The following is a 15689-nucleotide window of genomic DNA, read 5'->3' on the forward strand; positions in this document are numbered from 1 at the left end:
ATTTGCGCCCGGCTCTTAAATCGGGGCGGTGGCTTGTTGATGTTGAATCCGTAACCGTTGGATCGGCCGGCCGATGACCGCCCATGACCAGCCCTCGCCCTGGTGGACGCCGTCACGCTACGCTGATCGCAAGCCATTCCTGCAGGCTCGGACCGCGATCACGCGGGTGCTCCGGGCGTGGTTCGAGGAGCAGGGCTTCGCCGAGGTCGAGACCGCCATCCTGCAGATCTCGCCGGGCAACGAGACCCATCTGCACGCCCCCCGTACCGAACTCAGGCAAGCCGACGGCTCAGGTGCGCCACGCTATCTGCGCACCTCGCCCGAGTTCGCCTGCAAGAAGCTGCTCGCGGCCGGCGAGCCCAGGATCTACGAGTTCGCGCGGGTGTTCCGCGATCGCGAGCGCGGCGACCTGCATTTGCCCGAATTCACTATGCTGGAATGGTACCGTGCCAATGCCGGTTACGACGCCATCATGGCCGACACGATCGTCGTGATCGCCCATGCGGCGCAGGCGACCGGGATCGGCCGGTTTTCATTCCGCGGCAGGATGGCCGATCCGTTTGCCGAGCCGGAATTGCTGACGGTTGCCGCCGGTTTCGAGCGCTTCGCCGGCATCGACCTGCTCGCGACGATCTCGGGCGGCGAGGGCAATCGCGAGGCGCTGGCGGCAGCCGCGCGAGAGCGGGTGCGGATCGCGGACGACGACACCTGGTCGGACATCTTCAGCAAGGTGCTGGTCGAGCATGTCGAGCCCAATCTCGGACAGGGCCGCCTGACGGTGCTGTTCGAATACCCATCGCCCGAGGCCGCGCTGGCGCGCACCAAGGCGGGCGAGCCACGCGTCGCCGAGCGTTTCGAGGTCTATGCCTGCGGGGTCGAGCTCGCCAACGGCTTTGGCGAGTTGACCGACGCAGCCGAGCAGCGCCATCGTTTCACCGCGGCGATGGACGAGAAGGCCCGCCGTTACGGCGAGCGCTATCCGCTCGACGACGATTTCCTTGCCGCCGTCGGCCAGATGCCCGAGGCGAGCGGCGTCGCGCTCGGCTTCGACCGGCTGGTGATGCTGGCGAGCGGCGCACCACGAATTGACCAGGTGGTCTGGACGCCGCCTGCAGGAGAGCCATGAACAGGATCGATCCGAAACTGGCGGCAACGCTGCGCCAGCCGCGCGAGCTGGCCGATGCCGGCCTCGTGCCGGTCGCAGCTCTTGCCGAGCTCGAACAGGTGGCTGCGCGCTACGCGGTCGCGGTGACGCCGGAGCTCGCGGCGCTGATCGATCCGGCCGATTCCACCGATCCGATCGCGCGGCAGTTCATCCCGAGCGCTGACGAGCTCGTCGAGCAGCCGGGCGAGAACGCCGATCCGATCGGCGACGATGTGCATTCACCGGTCGCCGGGATCGTGCATCGCTATCCGGACCGGGTGTTGTTCAAGCTCGTCCATGTCTGCGCGGTCTATTGCCGGTTCTGTTTCCGGCGTGAAATGGTCGGGCCGGGCAAGGCCTCGGCCTTGTCCGACGATGCCTACCGCGCGGGACTGGAGTACATCCGTACCCATCAAGAAGTCTGGGAAGTCATCCTGACCGGCGGCGATCCCTTGATGCTGTCGTCGCGCCGGCTGTCCGAGATCATGGCCGATCTTGCCGGCATCGATCATGTGAAAATCATCCGCCTGCACAGCCGTGTACCGATCGCCGATCCCGGGCGCATCAATCCCGACATGACCGCGGCGCTCCGGGCCGAGGGGGCGACGACCTGGATCGCCATCCACGCCAACCATCCGCGCGAGCTGGGCGCCAATGCCCGCGCCGCGTGCGCGCGCCTTGCCGACGCCGGCATTCCGTTGGTCAGCCAGACCGTCCTGCTGCGCGGCGTCAATGACGATGCCGCGACGCTCGCGGCGCTGATGCGCGCCTTCGTCGAGTGCCGGATCAAGCCCTATTATCTGCACCACGGCGACCTTGCACCCGGCACCGCGCATTTGCGCACCACCATCGAAGCCGGGCAGGAATTGATGCGGGCGTTGCGCGGGCGCGTCTCCGGACTGTGCCAGCCGGATTATGTGCTCGACATCCCCGGGGGCTATGGCAAGGCGCCGATCGGCCCGACCTATTTGTCGCTGCCGGCTTCCCGCGAAGGTGAGGATCCGGTCGAGCGGCGGTACCGTATCGTCGATTATTGCGGTGACGTTCATCTTTACCCGCCGCAACCCTGAGCCTGCGATGAGCGGGGCCGGGGACGGACGGCAGGAGCCGCCCGAGGACGAGGGCCGCCGCGGCGTCGAAAATGCTGTGATGTTCTGCTGCTTTGTGGTGCTGGTCGCCGCGGGAATCTGGCTCCTTGGCACGATGGCCGATATACGGAAGGTTCAGGATTGCGCAGCGCAGGGGCGACGCAACTGTGCTACCGTCGAGGTGCCGGAACGGGCGCAATAGGGTTGAGAAGCGGAGACGCGAGATGCGGAAGACTGTTTTGTTGATGGCTCTGATGATGGTTGGAGCGCCCCAGGTTGGAACGTCCCAGGCATGGGCGCAGCAACAGGGCGGATCGTCCTCCATGCAGAAGAACGCGCCGCCGCCGGAGGCGCCGGTCGGACATCGTCAGCCACGCCGCGGCGACGTTCCCAACGAAAAGAATATCAGCGATCCGAACAATACCGCGAACAAGGAAGACGCTGCGCTCGACAAGAAGATCAAGAGCATCTGCCGCGGCTGCTAGGCTACGGAAGAGACCGGCGGAGCGCGATATCCGCCCCGCCGGCAACGCTCAATCCGTTCGACCGTCTCAGGCCGAACGCTCCTGCAGGCCATCACGCCGCACGCTGCGCCTCGCGTCGACAGCATCGGCCAACTGCTTCAGCACGTCAGCCGTCGTCGCGAGATCGATGCAGCCGTCCGTGATGCTCTGGCCATAGGCCAGCGGCTTGCCCGGCACGACGTCCTGGCGTCCCGCGACAAGGTTGCTCTCGATCATCACGCCGATGATGCGCTGTTCGCCGCTTGCGACCTGCCGTGCGATGTCGGCCGCAACCAGTGGCTGGTTCTCCGGCTTCTTGCTGCTGTTGGCGTGGCTGGTGTCGATCATCAGTCGTGGCGCGACGCCAGCGTGGCCGAGCTCGGCGGCGGCCGCATCGACGCTTCCGGCATCGTAGTTCGGCACCCGGCCGCCGCGCAGGATGACGTGGCAGTCCTCGTTGCCCCTGGTCGCGGCGATGGCCGAACGGCCGCCCTTCGTGACCGCCATGAAATGATGCGGGTGCGACGCCGATTTCACCGCGTCCGCCGCGATCCGCACGCCACCGTCGGTGCTGTTCTTGAAGCCGACCGGGCACGACAGGCCGGACGCCAGCTCGCGATGGATCTGGCTCTCGGTGGTGCGCGCGCCGATTGCGGCCCACGAAACCAGATCGGCGATGTATTGCGGCGTCGTCATGTCGAGGAATTCGGTGCCGGCGGGCAGGCCGAGATTGTTCACGGCCGACAGCACGTTGCGTGCAAGGCGCAGGCCCTTGTTGATGTCGAAGCTGCCGTCGAGATCGGGATCGTTGATCAGGCCCTTCCAGCCGACGGTGGTACGCGGCTTCTCGAAATAGACCCGCATCACGATCTCGAGGCGGTCGGCGAGCTGTTCGCGCAGGCTGGCGAGACGCTCGGCGTAATCGACGGCCGCCGCGGGATCGTGGATGGAGCAGGGGCCGACGACGACCAGCAAGCGGTCATCGGTGCCGTTGAGGATCGCGTGGATGGCGTTGCGGGCGCCCATCACGACCCGCGTCGCCGTCAGGGTGCGCGGAACTTCCCGCATCACCTCTTCGGGCGTACTCAGCTCTTTCAGTTCCTTGATGCGAAGGTCGTCTGTCGTACTCAACACGGCTGGCTCCTTTGGAGTTCGGGACCTGCCGGCACACAAAAAAGCCGCCAGGTCTGGCGGCTTGTTTTGGATGTTTGCTGCAATTCTTCAGATTGAGCGCGATCCTCCTGCCGCCAGCGAGCTGTCGTAGCTAAAGTACCAAAAATAGCTGGTGGCGACGGTGATCATGGCGGGCTCTATACCCGACGGATATCGGCCTGTCACCCCCCAAATCCGCAGGCGAGCCGGTTCGCCGTCAGGTGTTGCGCGCGGCCAACGCCATACCTATCAGGGTCGCCCCGCCGAACATCAGATTGAGGCCGACCAGGAGGCCGATCGCCCAGCCCGCCGACTCCGGCAGGCCCGCGATGATGAAGAAGGCGACGACGACATCCATCAGGCCGGCGATCAGGAGCCAGGACCAGCGTCCCGACAATTCGCGGCGGTGCTCCAGCGCATACATGATGGTGGCGACGCCCTCGGCGACGAAATAGGCGCCGATCACGATGGTCAGCGTCAGCACACCCTGCATCGGACGCGCCAGCAGCACCATGCCGGCCAGCACGGCGAGCGCGGCCGAGATCAGCGACCACCAGAAGCCCGGCATGTTGCGCGCCCAGAAGGTCACGATCAGTCCGCCGATGCCTGAGATCAGGAACATCCAGCCGAGGAAGATGGTGACGGCGAGGCTCGCGAATGTCGGCACGATCATCGCCGCGATGCCGAGGATCACGAGCAGGATGCCTTCGAACAGAAATGCCTTCCAGTGTTGCTTGACCGCGGCCTGCATCTCCGATCGCAGTCTGTCGAGATTGTTGGACAAGGTCATCGCGGCTCTCCAAATCTGCAACCGAAAAGTCGGCAACGGTAAAGTCTGCGAGCACGGGGTCTGCGAGCGTGCGGCGTATCCTAGCCCTGGCCCGGCGCGGACGGAAAGCCCTCCGCGGCGGTCCGCATCCGGTTGCGGCCGAGGAAATAGACCGTGGTGGTCGCGATCAGCAGCGCCAGGCCGATCAGGATCGAGGTGAAGCCGATCGGGACCAGGATGAACGAGGCATTGCGCTCGGGATTGACGTACCAGTGGTGCAGCGAGGTGAGCAGGAAGGAGACCCCGGCAAAGCCGGTGCCGCCGCCGACCAGCAGCAGCGCCCACATCCGCCGCAGCTGGCTCAGCCGCTCGCGCGCGACATCAGTGCGCGGGGCATGATGCCTGCCGAGGCGGCGCACCAGGCGGATTGCAAAACCGATCGAGGAGAAGCCGATCAGCACGCTGGCCGAACCGAGCAGGAGCCGCGCGGTCGAACTAAGGTCGGGAATGCGCTGGAGCGCGAGCAGCGGAAAATCGAACGCCGAGTGCAGCGCGACCGGCGCGACCAGCACCAGCGCCCAGTTGGTGATGCGCGCCCAGTCGCGGTGGCCCCGGTAGGCGCCGAGCGCGCCGCCGGAGCGCGCGATCGCAAGGTAGGCGCCGGCGATGATGCCGAGCGCACCGTGAAACGGCACCGTGAGCACGCTGCGCAACGCCGCGAGCGCCCGCCACATGTCCTTGTGCTGGACGAGATAGGCGAGGTTCTCGTAGGCCGCAAATCCGAGGCCCGCGGCCGCACCATAGACCACCGTATCCATCGGATCGGCGAAGGCACGGCGGCGCGTCGAGATGGCGACGATGACGAGAACCTTGACGATCTCCTCCGGCGCCGCGACGCCGAACGCCGCGCGGACCGCCTGGGTCGCCCAGGGATTGTCGGGAATGGCAAGCAGCGCGTTGAAGGGAATGCGCGCCAGGCCGAGCAGCGAGATGCTGGCCGCGCCGAGCACGAAGGCGAGCCACACCTGCACCGGCGGTCCAGGGCGCTCGTCGGCGGCAATCACCAGCCACAGCACCAGCAGCGCGGGCGCGATGGCGGCGGCGCCAATCACAGTCGGAAGCGACTCAAGCAACAACATGGGGTCAATCTGTTCTCGTGAACGGCGAAAATGGCCGCAAACCCAGCGCTTTGCAAGGTCGCCGGCGGTCGCGAACACGCGCTTGGGAATTCACGTTTGGCTGTATCCGGCGGCTGGCACATTCGGATCCTGGAGGATTGCGCGGCGGGCGCAAGCGCGCCGGTAAACGGCATGGTAGAAGTGTTCGATCAGACGGGAGACGTTACCGGGTGCATTTACGCGCAGCAGAGAGTCACACGCGATCGATCCTCAAGGCCATCAGCTGGCGGACATTGGGGACGCTCGATACTTTCGCCATCAGCTGGTTCATGACCGGCGAGGTCTCGCTCGCCGGCTCGATCGCCGGGCTCGAGATCGTCACCAAGATCGCCTGGTACTATGTACACGAGCGGGTCTGGGCAGTTGTTCCGTTCGGACGGCGCGCCTGACCCGTGCGACCGGTGCGACGAAACAGGATTTTTTGGAACGGACCAGGCAGTGATGAACCCCGCTGGATTTGCGGGGCCGTGCAGGTGCGCGAGAACAAGATCCACTTCTGGATCGAAAACAGTGTTCACGCTATTGGGCAAGTCCGAACGGCGGGAGCGTCGCAGGACGTTGACGAATGGGTTCGTCGGCTCACAGCCAAGGCTGAAGGTCGGGGCCTCCGCCGTTTCTGCGAACAGCTATTTCTGAGCCGGAGTCCCGGAAGGCCGTAACCAATCCGCCATCTGTGCCGCGGTTTCCGCCTGGCGAGCTCTTCGGATCAACCGTTCGCGCTCAACGCCTGGGTAGGTGCCCTGTGCTTCCTTCCGAAGACGCTCAGCCTGATCACCAAGGCGAATTTCGAGAGTATTAGTCTGCTTGAACCGGCGACGCTGCATGGAACGCTGCTCCGTCTTGTTGGGGAGGGCGGGAGCGCGTGATGGCGTTCTCGTCACCGATAGATGCCGCGTGCGGGGCGATGACGATGACCAACGGCCCGCGCGGCAATTTGTTCCTGCAATGGGAACAACCCCCGCGCGGGCCGAGGCACAGCTCAGGCTGCTTCAGCGTTGATGGCTGCAACGGCCAGTTTGGTCAGCGCGTCGTCGGTTTTCTTCTCCTCAGCCAGGGTCTGATCGAGAAGCTTGACCGCGTCGTTCATGCTCAGCTTGCTGGCCCATGCCTTGAGCGTGCCATAGCGGGAGATTTCGTAATGCTCGACCGCCTGCGCCGCGGCAAGCAGGCCAGGATCGAGCGCCGGCGTGTCGGCGTATTCGTCCATGATCTCCTTACCCTCGTCGATGATCCCCTCGATCGCGTCGCATTTCTTGCCGCGCGCCGGTTTTCCCAACAGCTCGAAGATCTTCTCGAGCCGGTCGATCTGGCCTTCGGTCTCCTCGTGATGCTTCTCGAAGGCTGCGCGCAACTTATCCGATGACGCTGCCTTGGCCATCTTTGGCAGCGCCTTATAGATCTGCTTCTCGGCGTAGTAGATGTCCTTCAAGGTGTCGAGGAACAGGGCGCTGAGGTCTTTCTCCGGCATCGACTTTCTCCATCGCAAAGGTTGATTTCGCGATCCCAACCCGTGCGCAGATGCGATGTTCCTATTTGTGGTGGCTCGGGCTTGAGCCAGCCGAACCGATCATTGCGTCAGCAGGCGGCGGCAGGTTTCGACGAACACCTCGGCGCCCGTCACGATATCGGCGTCGTCGGTGTTCTCGCTCCAGTGATGGCTGATGCCGCCGATCGACGGCACGAACAGCATCGCCGCCGGCATGATGGTGGCGAGGACCTGGGCGTCATGGCCGGCGCCGCTCGGCATCCGGATTGATTTGCCGCCGGCGCAGGCGGCGCTCGCGGCCTCGATCGCGTCCTGGAAGGCAGGCGTCATCATCGCGGGCACGCCGGTGCGGATGCGCTCGACCTCCACGCCGCAGCGGCCCTGCGCGGTGGCTTCTTCTGCCATGCGATGCAGATGAGCCTCGAGCCGCGCGATCACCTCGGGATTGTCGTCGCGGATCTGGAACAGCATCTCGGCGTGGCCTGGAATGATGCTCGGCGCGCCTGGGTCCAGCGTGATGCGGCCGGTGGTCCAGACCGTGCGCGGTCCGCACAGGGCAGGGAAGCTGTCGTCGATCGCGACGCAGAACCGCGCCAGCGCCAGGCCGGCATCCTTGCGCACGGCCATTCGTGTGGTGCCGGCATGGTTCTGCTCGCCAGTGAACGTGATGCGATATTGCCAGATGCCGACGATGGAGGTGACGACGCCGATCTTGAGCCGGCTGCTCTCCAGCGTGTCGCCTTGCTCGATATGCGCTTCGAGATAACCGATATGGCGGCGAGGTTCGGCGCTGAGGCGCGGGCGGCCGGCGAAGCCCGCATCGTGCAACGCCTGGCGCATGGTGCGATCGCTGGAGCGGTCGCGTGCCGCATCGATGTCGGCCTCGGTCACCGCGCCCGCGAACGACCGGCTGCCGAGGAAGCTGCCGAAATGTCCTTCCTCGTCGCACCATGCAGCGACCTCGACCGCGCCATCGATGCCGGGATCGCCGTTGATGACGCGCGCGGCCTCCAGCGCATAGATCACGCCGAGCGGCCCATCGAGCCAGCCCGCATGGTTCTGACTTTCGAGATGCGAGCCCGCGAGCAGCTTCGGTCCCGCTTTCGTGCTGGTGCCGAATACGTTGCCGATGCCGTCGATCGTCGCGGTGAGGTCGGCATCGAGCAAGTGTGCCGCAAGCCAGTCCAGCGAGCGCAGATGCGGCTCCGAGAATGTCGGCTTGTGCACGCCGGTCTTGTAGGCGCCGATCGCGCGCAGTGCATTGAGATCGGCGAGCACGCGCTTGCCGTCGAAGCGACCGTTGATGCCTGACATGGTTGGACTCCGGATTTACGTCTTGACGCCGCAATCCCGTCTTGATGCCGTCGCGGTTGGATGCGACGGAACAATCAGGGCAAACGATTTTTTAGCGGTTCTGCTCTTAGGTCGCAGTACGAATGTTGCAGTACGAATAGCGTGTGGGTGTGATCATGTCTGCATTCCGGAACTGGGCCCGCAAGGCCGCTGTGGTTCTTCTTCCGATCGCGCTCGGCGCTTGCGCGCAGTATTCGCAGCAATACAGCATGACGACCCCGCCGCCGGGAACCGGTCCGCTGGCCTGGGACGGCGCGGGACAAGACCCCAATTCGCCGCAGCCGCGACGCCATGCGCGGAATGTTTCGCCGGCGGTGGCGGAGACGCAACTGTCGGAAGCGGATGCCGACGACCGGCTGGCGCGCAAGCTCGTGATCTGCGGCACCTGCATCAAGCAGACGCCGGTGGCGGCGGCCGCGGCGCAGCCGACCAATCGTCAGGACGTCGCGAGCGTGACCAATCACTAGCGCGCTGTCGCCAGACATCGATCCGGCCTGCAGGCCTTAGTTAGGCCACGATGTCGTTCGATGCGCAGGCCCATGTCGTTCCGAAAACTCATTGTTCCCGCCGCCGTCGTCGCGCTTGCCGCCGCCATCCTGATTCATGGGGGCGGTTCGCGGGCCCATGCGCATGCGCCGTCGCATTGCGGCTTCTGGACTTCGATCGAGGCCGGATTGTCGTGCAGGTAATCGCCCGCAGGAGGCCTGGGCGGCAGTCCGGGAAAAGCGTTCTGAACGCTTGCCCGTCCGGCCAATCGCCACTATACGTTCGCCCGTCGCGGCCGTTCGCCGGTAGCGGCCAGTACGGCATATCCGACGTCTAACGTATTGATTTGCCGGGAGTTTTGCTCCCTTCGTCTATCGGTTAGGACGCCACCCTTTCACGGTGGAGAGAGCGGTTCGATTCCGCTAGGGAGCGCCATCGGCGCCAAACCGGAAATCCAGCAGACTCAACGAATTATCGCGCAGGCGAACGGCTTGCCGTGCGGTTCGGCGCACTGTGAACAACGGCACAATCACTGCAATCCGCCGGGCTTTCGCAACCTTTTGTAAAGCCAGCGGCGATACGGCTGGGCCTGGGGATGATGTGATGGCTCTAGGGTCCAAGAAGCGCGAAACGCGCAAATCGCTGCGTCAATCCGGCTGGATCACGCTCGACGGCGGATTCGCCGCGCGGCCGTGCGTGGTCGAGGACATGTCCTCGTCGGGCGCAAAAATCACCGTGCAGGACAACAACACGCTGCCGGCCAAGCTGCGGCTGGCGTTTTCGCGCGACGCCCGCACCGGGCGCGCCTGCGAAGTGGTCTGGCGCGAGGGCAAGACGTTCGGCGTCAGATTCGTGCGCTAGCCTGATCCGGCCGCGCGCGATAAAAGGCCGAATGCGCAAGACCTGCTTCGCCGTCATCGCCGTCCTGCTTCCCGCCGCTGCGTTCGCGCAAGCCGGCGACCGCCGCAATTTCCAGACGCCGCCCGATGCCGGCAGAACCCTGCCGTCGAAATCCGCGACGCGGAGCAATTCCTGCGCGTCGTACGGACCGGGCTTCGTCAAGGTCGAGGGCTCCGACACCTGCGTGAGGTTAGGTGGCGCCATCAGTGTCGGTGCGGGGGTGTCCAGCGGACGCTGAGCGGCTTGCCGCTCACGACATCGGCGGCGCGACGATGCGCACGAAGGCCGGCCGCTGCGCGATCTCGCCGAACCAGCGTTCGAGATGGGGCAGCTTCGGCTTCGTGACGCCCTCGACACCGAACCAGCGCCGCGCAAAGGCGCCGAGCGCGATGTCGGCGATCGTGAACTGATCGCCCTCGAGGTAGCGGCGGCTCGCAAGCTGCGCCTCGACGACGCGCCACGCGACGCCCGCGGCATCGGCGTCCTTCTGGATCTGGACCATGTCGCGCTTCTCCGGCGCCGTGCGCACCAGTCCCCAGAACAGCGGGCGCTCGACCGGTTGCAGCGTCGACAGCGTCCAGTCGAGCCAGCGGTCGACGGCCGCGCGCGCCTTCGGCGCCTGCGGATAGACCGGCGAGCTCTGGCCGTAGGCCAGGCAGAGATAGCGCATCACCGAATTGGATTCCCACAGCACATAGTCGCCGTCGACCAGCGTCGGGACGCGGCCATTCGGATTCATCGCGAGATAGTCCGGCTGATCGTTCTTGCCGAACTGCATGCCGGCATCGATGCGCTGATAGGGCAGGTCGAGCTCGGCCAGACACCAGAGCACCTTTTGCACATTGACCGAATTGGCCCGGCCCCAGATCGTCAGTTGCGGCTTGCTGTCCATCACGCGTTTTCTTTCCGCTGTTGCGCTTTGCGCGCGTTCTTAGCCGAACCGTCAGGGAAAAGCGCGGGGTGAATTGTATCGAGCGCAAAAAAAGAGACTCCGCCGCGATGCAGCAGAGCCTCGTCGATAGCAGTCAAATCGCAGTCAGTGACCGAACAGCAACCACAGCACGATGATCACCGGGATCGGCACACCCAACAGCCAAAGCAAAAGTCCTTTTCCCATCTCCTCGCCTCCTCGCATTCGTGTGAGGAGGCAACGTCAACTGCTGCGTCATGTTCCTCGCGATCGCTCCGCGCTTCGCCGATGGAGAAACGCGGATTAGGAACGTGCGCGCGGGCGCTGCGTTTACCAGTGCCCGGTGTTCGGCATCGAGGCCCATGGTTCGGCCGGCGCCTTCGGATCGCCCTTCTGCAGGATCTCGATCGAGTGCAGGTCGGGCGAACGCACGAACGCCATGTTGCCGTCGCGCGGCGGACGGTTGATGGTGACGCCCATCTTCATCAGCTTCTCGCAGGTCGCGTAGATGTCGTCGACCTCGTAGGCGAGATGGCCGAAATGGCGGTCCTCGCCGTATTTCTCCTCGTCCCAATTGTAGGTCAATTCGACCAGCGGCGCGCCGCGGCTTTGCGGCAGCGACTTGAGCAGATGGAGATCTTCCTCCGCGCAGAGAAACACCAGCGTGAAGCGGCCCTTGTCATTGTCGATGCGGCGCACTTCCTTCAGCCCCAGCGCGTCCTGATAGAATTTCATCGCGACATCGAGATTGCGGACGCGCAGCATGGTGTGCAGATAGCGCATTTTCTTGTCCTCCTGGGAATTCAGAGATTTTGTTTTGGCTGGAGCGAGACGCGCCAAGAAATAGCAGCAAAACGGAGCGCGGGGCAGGGGCCTGCACGACTTTTGCGACCGCTCCGGGCGGCTGCGTTCTCAAGCTTTCGCGAGCCTTCGCATTGAGCGACCTGCGACACGCTCATGCAGCGCGCGATACGGGAAAGCCCCGCCCAGGAGAATTCTGGAACGGGGCTTTCGTGGTCGAGCCTTGGAGGCACGGCGCTCTATCTCATCGAATGCCCATCACTGCCAATCAAGGACGCGCGAGGTTGGACCTCCTCTAAAAAGCAAAACCCCGCGAGTGGCTCGCGAGGTCTGATGCCGGCGGGCCTTGGGGAGATCGTGCCGGCAACCAGCCATCTAACGGTGCTTGCGGCGGCAGGTTCCAGCATCCCAAAAATAGAAAGCCCCGCAGGCTGGATGCGGGGCTTTCCCAGTTGACGGACTGGGGGATCTCTCAGGGCGTGAGCCGTCAACTGTTGGAGACCAAACTTAAGGTTGAATTTATAAAATGCAACAGCGCCGCGTAGACGGAATATCCTCGTCCCACAGCGCTGCGCCAGACGCTGGGCCCTGAAATCCCCAGCGCAGTTTTGTCTTGGCGCTGCGTAAAAGGTTCAAAGGAAAAGCCCGGCGAGGGGGGATTTGCGGCGGCCTTCAGGGCCGGCCTGGCGCTGGGTCCCCGGATCGCGCGCGACATGCGCCGGCGCGCGCCGCCACGTGTGCGATGCAAACGTCGTTGGCCGGTTGTGATCTCACACCTTGATGTCGAGAATGGTCTCGACGGCATCGCGGTCGGCCTTGTTCTTGGCGGCGAAGACGTCGAGCACATCCTCGCTGATGATGCGCGGCTGCTCCTTCGCCGTTTGATCGACGACGAGTTGCACTCTGGCGTGCGTCACTTCGACAGGTACGGGGTAAACGAGCATGGCTCTCTCCCTCCGGCTGTCGAACCCTGTCAGGGCTTTCTTAACGATTTGTAAGCGCCTGTATCAGCGCTTTCGGTTCGAATCGGCGGCCGGGCGGTATTGGCCCCGCTCGCCTGCCGCCCTGCTTGGCGCCATACTGCGGGCCTTTGGGACCGGACGGCGCGATCGATGAGGAACGGGCTCTATTCGATCCATATCCATATGATGGACGGCGTGCGTGGCCGCGACAGCGGCGTCCTGATCCTGCGCGATGGTCTGCTGATCGGCGGCGGGCCGCATTTCTGGTCGATCGGGGCCTACACGGCCGGCGAGGGCACGTGGAAGGGGCATCTCAGGACCAACCAGCATTCCCCGTTTTCCGATCCGTTCACCCGGCCGCTGTTCGCCGGCCAGGAGGTGACGAGCGGATTTTCCGGCACCTTCAGCGGTGACCAGGCCGAAGTGTTCGGAACCGTGCTGGTTGGAACCCGCAGCCTGAGCTTCCAGGCAACCCTGAAAAGGCTGGCCGACGCCTGATTGCGGCAAGGCTGTGGACGAGTGCGCAGCAAGCTTCGCATTCTGTTTGGCAAATCGAGCTGGCGCGGCTGTGGATTTGCTGCGGACAAGCGCGGGATATCGTTGTGGATGTCGGCCTGAGGCCTTCCAACACCGCTTACCGGGCCACCGCTAACCCTACCTGGTTAGGTTAAGGGCAGCATCGCGTTGTCACCACCTGTGATTGCGGTAGGGATGGTTGCAGGTGACAGCCATGACGCCATCGTTCCATAGCGCTGACAGACCGACCCACCGGCGCGTGATGGTGGTGGGCTTGCTGCTCTGTTCCGCCTTTGTCGCGATCAGCTTCTGGCTTCGGCCGCAGCCGGAGAGTGGCAAGGCGCTCGTGAAGGCGGACCGGCTGGTCCGCACGGCGGGAGAGCCGCGGAAATCAAACTAGAGCGGAAATCAAACTGGAATCGGCAAGCCGAGCCGCGCCCCGGCGCTCAGTCCGGCAGCTTCCCGTTCGGATGCTTGTGATACATCGCGATGCCGATAAAGCCGGCAAAGCCCATCACATTCAGCAGCAGTTCCATCCACGCCGGCATCGATGCCAACCTCGCTTGCGGCAAAGCTAATCATTGAGGTTGTGTTTTTGTTCCAGCGCTAACCGATGGTAGCTTTGCGCTATCGCATGGCTGCGGAACCCGAAGGGGCGTTTTGCTGCAACCATCCATTTGCGCCCGCGTTGGTGCCCATCACCACGTGAGGAGGTTGTCCATGAAACGGACATTAGCAGTTTTGGCGACGGTAGCGACGGTGGGCGCAACGATGGTCAGCGCGCCGGCGCAAGCGCGCGGTATCGGCCCTGGTCTGGCGTTCGGTCTGGCCGCCGGCGCACTCGCCGCGGGTGCGGCCGGCGCGTATGCGTACGGCCCACACTACTATGGGCCCGGCTACTATGATGGCCCGCGCTACGGCTACTACGGCGATCCCGGCTACGCCTATTATCGCGGTCCGTACTATCGGCACCACTACTATCGCCATTATTGGTAACGGAGATCAGCCCGGAGCACACCGCTCCGGGCTTTCTCAATTGCGCGTCATGGTGTGATCGCGCGGACGTGCGTTCGGGTTGCCTGTGGCTCGCGGTGTGATCGTCCGGTGAGCGCACGCGTCGGCGCGACATCAAGCGCTCTGGCGCTGCAATCCACTCCAGACATTGCCGAGCGTATTGTCGTAATATTCCTGGCGATCGCGCTCGAACTTCTGCTGCGTCGCGCGGAAGCTGGCAACGCGTGCGACGATCTCTTCGCGCTCGCGCGCGGCACTGTCTTTCTGATCGGCCATTGCCCATCCTCTTCGTCATGGTCCTATCCCCGCCGGGCATTGGCATCAGTGAATTGGGCGTCAATGCGGAGCAGACTTTGCAGGATTGTGATGAAGCCAAGGCAGCGGAAGAGGCAGCCGAAGAGCGACGAGGCTGACGCGCCGGCGGGGCGGGTCGTCAACGCAGCCCGATCGCCGCGGCCTCACCGCCGCTCGCTCGCGTGATGGTTGAGCTCGCAATCGCGCCGACCATGCTATAGTCGTGGCCGGCCAACCGGATCATTCCCGGTGATTGCAAAAGATCTGCGCAGCGGCGTCGAGCGGCTCGGCAACATGATTGCCGAGGCATCATCGATCGTGCCCTTCACCGGGGCGGGCATCTCCACCGAGTGCGGCATTCCCGACTTCCGCTCGCCCGGCGGGCTGTGGACGCGCAACCGGCCGATCCCGTTCGACGAGTTCGTCGCCAGTCAGGAGGCGCGCGATGAGTCATGGCGCCGGCGCTTCGCGATGGAACCGACATTTGCGGCGGCCAAGCCGGGGCGCGGGCATCGTGCGCTCGCGTCGCTTTACCGGGCCGGCAAGGTTCCCGGCATCATCACCCAAAACATCGACAATCTGCATCAGGCGTCGGGCTTCAAGGCCGACGACGTCATCGAGCTGCACGGCAACACCACCTACGCCCGCTGCATCGGTTGCGGCAAGGACTACGATCTCGCGTGGGTGAAGCTGCACTTCGACAAGACCGGTGGTGCGCCGGACTGCGCGGCGTGCGGTGATCCCGTGAAGACCGCGACGATCTCGTTCGGGCAGTCGATGCCCGAGGATGCGATGCATCGCGCGGCGGAACTCGCAAGGCACTGCGACCTGTTCCTGGCGATCGGCTCATCGCTGGTGGTATGGCCCGCCGCGGGCTTTCCGATGATGGCGAAGGAGAGCGGCGCGCGGCTCGTGATCATCAACAACGAGCCGACCGATCAGGACAACATCGCCGACCTGGTGATCCGGCATGACATCGGCGACACGCTTGGTCCATTCGTAGGCAATTGACGCCTGATTGATTCGCGGCTGTGCAAGCCTGTTCATAGTTCCCGCAAGAATCGTTTTTTAGCTATGCCCGGCAAGCGGGAGTGTTATCTTTTGGTTGAGAGATTCGCGCAGCGTCCAGATGA

The 15689-nt window shown here is 64.4% G+C and carries 21 protein-coding genes and 1 tRNA gene; 13 read left to right on the top strand and 9 right to left on the bottom strand.

Annotated features, from left to right (window positions below; genetic code table 11):
• Window positions 1-73 precede the first annotated feature (73 nt).
• The 4 genes from epmA to JQ573_RS03695 are packed head-to-tail and all read left to right on the top strand — an operon-like array spanning window position 74 to window position 2717.
• Window positions 74-1126: an EF-P lysine aminoacylase EpmA gene (epmA, locus tag JQ573_RS03680; RefSeq protein WP_212317355.1), complete on the top strand. Its 1053-nt coding sequence runs from the start codon at window positions 74-76 to the stop codon at window positions 1124-1126.
• On the top strand, window positions 1123-2214 hold the full coding sequence (locus JQ573_RS03685) for a lysine-2,3-aminomutase-like protein (RefSeq protein WP_212317353.1): 1092 nt from the start codon (window positions 1123-1125) through the stop codon (window positions 2212-2214). The genes epmA and JQ573_RS03685 overlap by 4 nt, the downstream gene beginning before the upstream one ends.
• Complete coding sequence (locus JQ573_RS03690) at window positions 2183-2434, top strand: hypothetical protein (RefSeq protein WP_312011352.1); 252 nt, start codon at window positions 2183-2185, stop codon at window positions 2432-2434. The genes JQ573_RS03685 and JQ573_RS03690 overlap by 32 nt, the downstream gene beginning before the upstream one ends.
• A gap of 22 nt (window positions 2435-2456) precedes the next feature.
• The gene (locus JQ573_RS03695; RefSeq protein ID WP_212317352.1) at window positions 2457-2717 is read left to right on the top strand and encodes a hypothetical protein; all 261 of its coding nucleotides are present in this window, start codon (window positions 2457-2459) and stop codon (window positions 2715-2717) included.
• Window positions 2718-2783: 66 nt separating this feature from the next.
• Here the strand turns inward: JQ573_RS03695 and JQ573_RS03700 are convergent, their stop codons facing one another.
• From JQ573_RS03700 to JQ573_RS03710, 3 genes are all read right to left on the bottom strand, one after another.
• Complete coding sequence (locus JQ573_RS03700) at window positions 2784-3869, bottom strand: 3-deoxy-7-phosphoheptulonate synthase (RefSeq protein WP_212317351.1); 1086 nt, start codon at window positions 3867-3869, stop codon at window positions 2784-2786.
• Between the two features lie 235 nt (window positions 3870-4104).
• Entirely contained in the window at window positions 4105-4677 is a 573-nt protein-coding gene (locus JQ573_RS03705) for an HdeD family acid-resistance protein (protein WP_212317350.1), read from the bottom strand.
• An 80-nt stretch (window positions 4678-4757) separates the two neighbouring features.
• On the bottom strand, window positions 4758-5795 hold the full coding sequence (locus JQ573_RS03710; protein ID WP_212317349.1) for a PrsW family glutamic-type intramembrane protease: 1038 nt from the start codon (window positions 5793-5795) through the stop codon (window positions 4758-4760).
• A gap of 209 nt (window positions 5796-6004) precedes the next feature.
• Between JQ573_RS03710 and JQ573_RS40580 the strand changes: the two genes are divergently transcribed.
• Complete coding sequence (locus JQ573_RS40580) at window positions 6005-6223, top strand: DUF2061 domain-containing protein (protein ID WP_212317348.1); 219 nt, start codon at window positions 6005-6007, stop codon at window positions 6221-6223.
• 590 nt (window positions 6224-6813) lie between these two features.
• Here the strand turns inward: JQ573_RS40580 and JQ573_RS03720 are convergent.
• Window positions 6814-7302, bottom strand: coding sequence for a ferritin-like domain-containing protein (locus tag JQ573_RS03720; protein ID WP_212317347.1), 489 nt, complete (start codon window positions 7300-7302; stop codon window positions 6814-6816).
• 99 nt (window positions 7303-7401) lie between these two features.
• Window positions 7402-8634, bottom strand: a complete 1233-nt coding sequence (locus JQ573_RS03725; protein ID WP_212317346.1) for a Zn-dependent hydrolase — start codon at window positions 8632-8634, stop codon at window positions 7402-7404.
• A gap of 155 nt (window positions 8635-8789) precedes the next feature.
• Here JQ573_RS03725 and JQ573_RS03730 point away from each other — a divergent pair, with 155 nt between their 5' ends.
• From JQ573_RS03730 to JQ573_RS03745, 4 genes are all read left to right on the top strand, one after another.
• Window positions 8790-9140, top strand: a complete 351-nt coding sequence (locus JQ573_RS03730; protein ID WP_212317343.1) for a hypothetical protein — start codon at window positions 8790-8792, stop codon at window positions 9138-9140.
• 379 nt (window positions 9141-9519) lie between these two features.
• A tRNA-Glu gene (locus JQ573_RS03735) sits at window positions 9520-9594 on the top strand.
• Between the two features lie 168 nt (window positions 9595-9762).
• Window positions 9763-10020 carry a PilZ domain-containing protein gene (locus tag JQ573_RS03740; RefSeq protein ID WP_176531167.1) on the top strand — a complete coding sequence of 86 codons (258 nt, stop codon included), beginning with the start codon at window positions 9763-9765 and terminating at the stop codon, window positions 10018-10020.
• 31 nt (window positions 10021-10051) lie between these two features.
• Window positions 10052-10297, top strand: coding sequence for a hypothetical protein (locus JQ573_RS03745; RefSeq protein WP_212317342.1), 246 nt, complete (start codon window positions 10052-10054; stop codon window positions 10295-10297).
• 12 nt (window positions 10298-10309) lie between these two features.
• Here JQ573_RS03745 and JQ573_RS03750 read toward each other — a convergent pair whose 3' ends face one another.
• From JQ573_RS03750 to JQ573_RS03760, 3 genes are all read right to left on the bottom strand, one after another.
• Window positions 10310-10951, bottom strand: coding sequence for a glutathione S-transferase family protein (locus JQ573_RS03750; protein WP_212317340.1), 642 nt, complete (start codon window positions 10949-10951; stop codon window positions 10310-10312).
• A 348-nt stretch (window positions 10952-11299) separates the two neighbouring features.
• A complete protein-coding gene (locus JQ573_RS03755) occupies window positions 11300-11752 on the bottom strand; it encodes a VOC family protein (RefSeq protein ID WP_097672220.1) in 453 nt (150 codons plus the stop codon).
• Between the two features lie 788 nt (window positions 11753-12540).
• Window positions 12541-12714, bottom strand: a complete 174-nt coding sequence (locus JQ573_RS03760; protein WP_212317338.1) for a hypothetical protein — start codon at window positions 12712-12714, stop codon at window positions 12541-12543.
• A gap of 168 nt (window positions 12715-12882) precedes the next feature.
• Here JQ573_RS03760 and JQ573_RS03765 point away from each other — a divergent pair, with 168 nt between their 5' ends.
• From JQ573_RS03765 to JQ573_RS03775, 3 genes are all read left to right on the top strand, one after another.
• On the top strand, window positions 12883-13230 hold the full coding sequence (locus tag JQ573_RS03765; RefSeq protein WP_212317336.1) for a GrlR family regulatory protein: 348 nt from the start codon (window positions 12883-12885) through the stop codon (window positions 13228-13230).
• Window positions 13231-13462: 232 nt separating this feature from the next.
• Window positions 13463-13648, top strand: a complete 186-nt coding sequence (locus tag JQ573_RS03770) for a hypothetical protein (protein WP_212317335.1) — start codon at window positions 13463-13465, stop codon at window positions 13646-13648.
• A gap of 320 nt (window positions 13649-13968) precedes the next feature.
• Window positions 13969-14244: a hypothetical protein gene (locus JQ573_RS03775; protein WP_212317334.1), complete on the top strand. Its 276-nt coding sequence runs from the start codon at window positions 13969-13971 to the stop codon at window positions 14242-14244.
• Between the two features lie 132 nt (window positions 14245-14376).
• Here JQ573_RS03775 and JQ573_RS03780 read toward each other — a convergent pair whose 3' ends face one another.
• Entirely contained in the window at window positions 14377-14538 is a 162-nt protein-coding gene (locus JQ573_RS03780) for a hypothetical protein (RefSeq protein WP_212317333.1), read from the bottom strand.
• Window positions 14539-14805: 267 nt separating this feature from the next.
• On the opposite strand from JQ573_RS03780, the gene JQ573_RS03785 reads away from it, so the two are divergent.
• Window positions 14806-15567 (top strand): Sir2 family NAD-dependent protein deacetylase, encoded by a 762-nt coding sequence (locus JQ573_RS03785; protein WP_212317332.1) that lies wholly within the window; start codon window positions 14806-14808, stop codon window positions 15565-15567.
• The last annotated feature ends 122 nt before the right edge of the window (window positions 15568-15689 follow it).

This window comes from Bradyrhizobium sp. AUGA SZCCT0105 (assembly GCF_018129565.1).
Lineage (GTDB): Bacteria > Pseudomonadota > Alphaproteobacteria > Rhizobiales > Xanthobacteraceae > Bradyrhizobium.

Coding starts and splice junctions, on each gene's coding strand:
- epmA (WP_212317355.1), top strand. CDS start 74: ATGACCGCCCATGACCAGCCCTCGCCCTGGTGGACGCCGTCACGCTAC.
- JQ573_RS03685 (WP_212317353.1), top strand. CDS start 1,123: ATGAACAGGATCGATCCGAAACTGGCGGCAACGCTGCGCCAGCCGCGC.
- JQ573_RS03695 (WP_212317352.1), top strand. CDS start 2,457: ATGCGGAAGACTGTTTTGTTGATGGCTCTGATGATGGTTGGAGCGCCC.
- JQ573_RS03705 (WP_212317350.1), bottom strand. CDS start 4,677: ATGACCTTGTCCAACAATCTCGACAGACTGCGATCGGAGATGCAGGCC.
- JQ573_RS03710 (WP_212317349.1), bottom strand. CDS start 5,795: ATGTTGTTGCTTGAGTCGCTTCCGACTGTGATTGGCGCCGCCGCCATC.
- JQ573_RS03720 (WP_212317347.1), bottom strand. CDS start 7,302: ATGCCGGAGAAAGACCTCAGCGCCCTGTTCCTCGACACCTTGAAGGAC.
- JQ573_RS03725 (WP_212317346.1), bottom strand. CDS start 8,634: ATGTCAGGCATCAACGGTCGCTTCGACGGCAAGCGCGTGCTCGCCGAT.
- JQ573_RS03730 (WP_212317343.1), top strand. CDS start 8,790: ATGTCTGCATTCCGGAACTGGGCCCGCAAGGCCGCTGTGGTTCTTCTT.
- JQ573_RS03740 (WP_176531167.1), top strand. CDS start 9,763: ATGGCTCTAGGGTCCAAGAAGCGCGAAACGCGCAAATCGCTGCGTCAA.
- JQ573_RS03745 (WP_212317342.1), top strand. CDS start 10,052: ATGCGCAAGACCTGCTTCGCCGTCATCGCCGTCCTGCTTCCCGCCGCT.
- JQ573_RS03750 (WP_212317340.1), bottom strand. CDS start 10,951: ATGGACAGCAAGCCGCAACTGACGATCTGGGGCCGGGCCAATTCGGTC.
- JQ573_RS03755 (WP_097672220.1), bottom strand. CDS start 11,752: ATGCGCTATCTGCACACCATGCTGCGCGTCCGCAATCTCGATGTCGCG.
- JQ573_RS03760 (WP_212317338.1), bottom strand. CDS start 12,714: ATGCTCGTTTACCCCGTACCTGTCGAAGTGACGCACGCCAGAGTGCAA.
- JQ573_RS03765 (WP_212317336.1), top strand. CDS start 12,883: ATGAGGAACGGGCTCTATTCGATCCATATCCATATGATGGACGGCGTG.
- JQ573_RS03770 (WP_212317335.1), top strand. CDS start 13,463: ATGACGCCATCGTTCCATAGCGCTGACAGACCGACCCACCGGCGCGTG.
- JQ573_RS03775 (WP_212317334.1), top strand. CDS start 13,969: ATGAAACGGACATTAGCAGTTTTGGCGACGGTAGCGACGGTGGGCGCA.
- JQ573_RS03780 (WP_212317333.1), bottom strand. CDS start 14,538: ATGGCCGATCAGAAAGACAGTGCCGCGCGCGAGCGCGAAGAGATCGTC.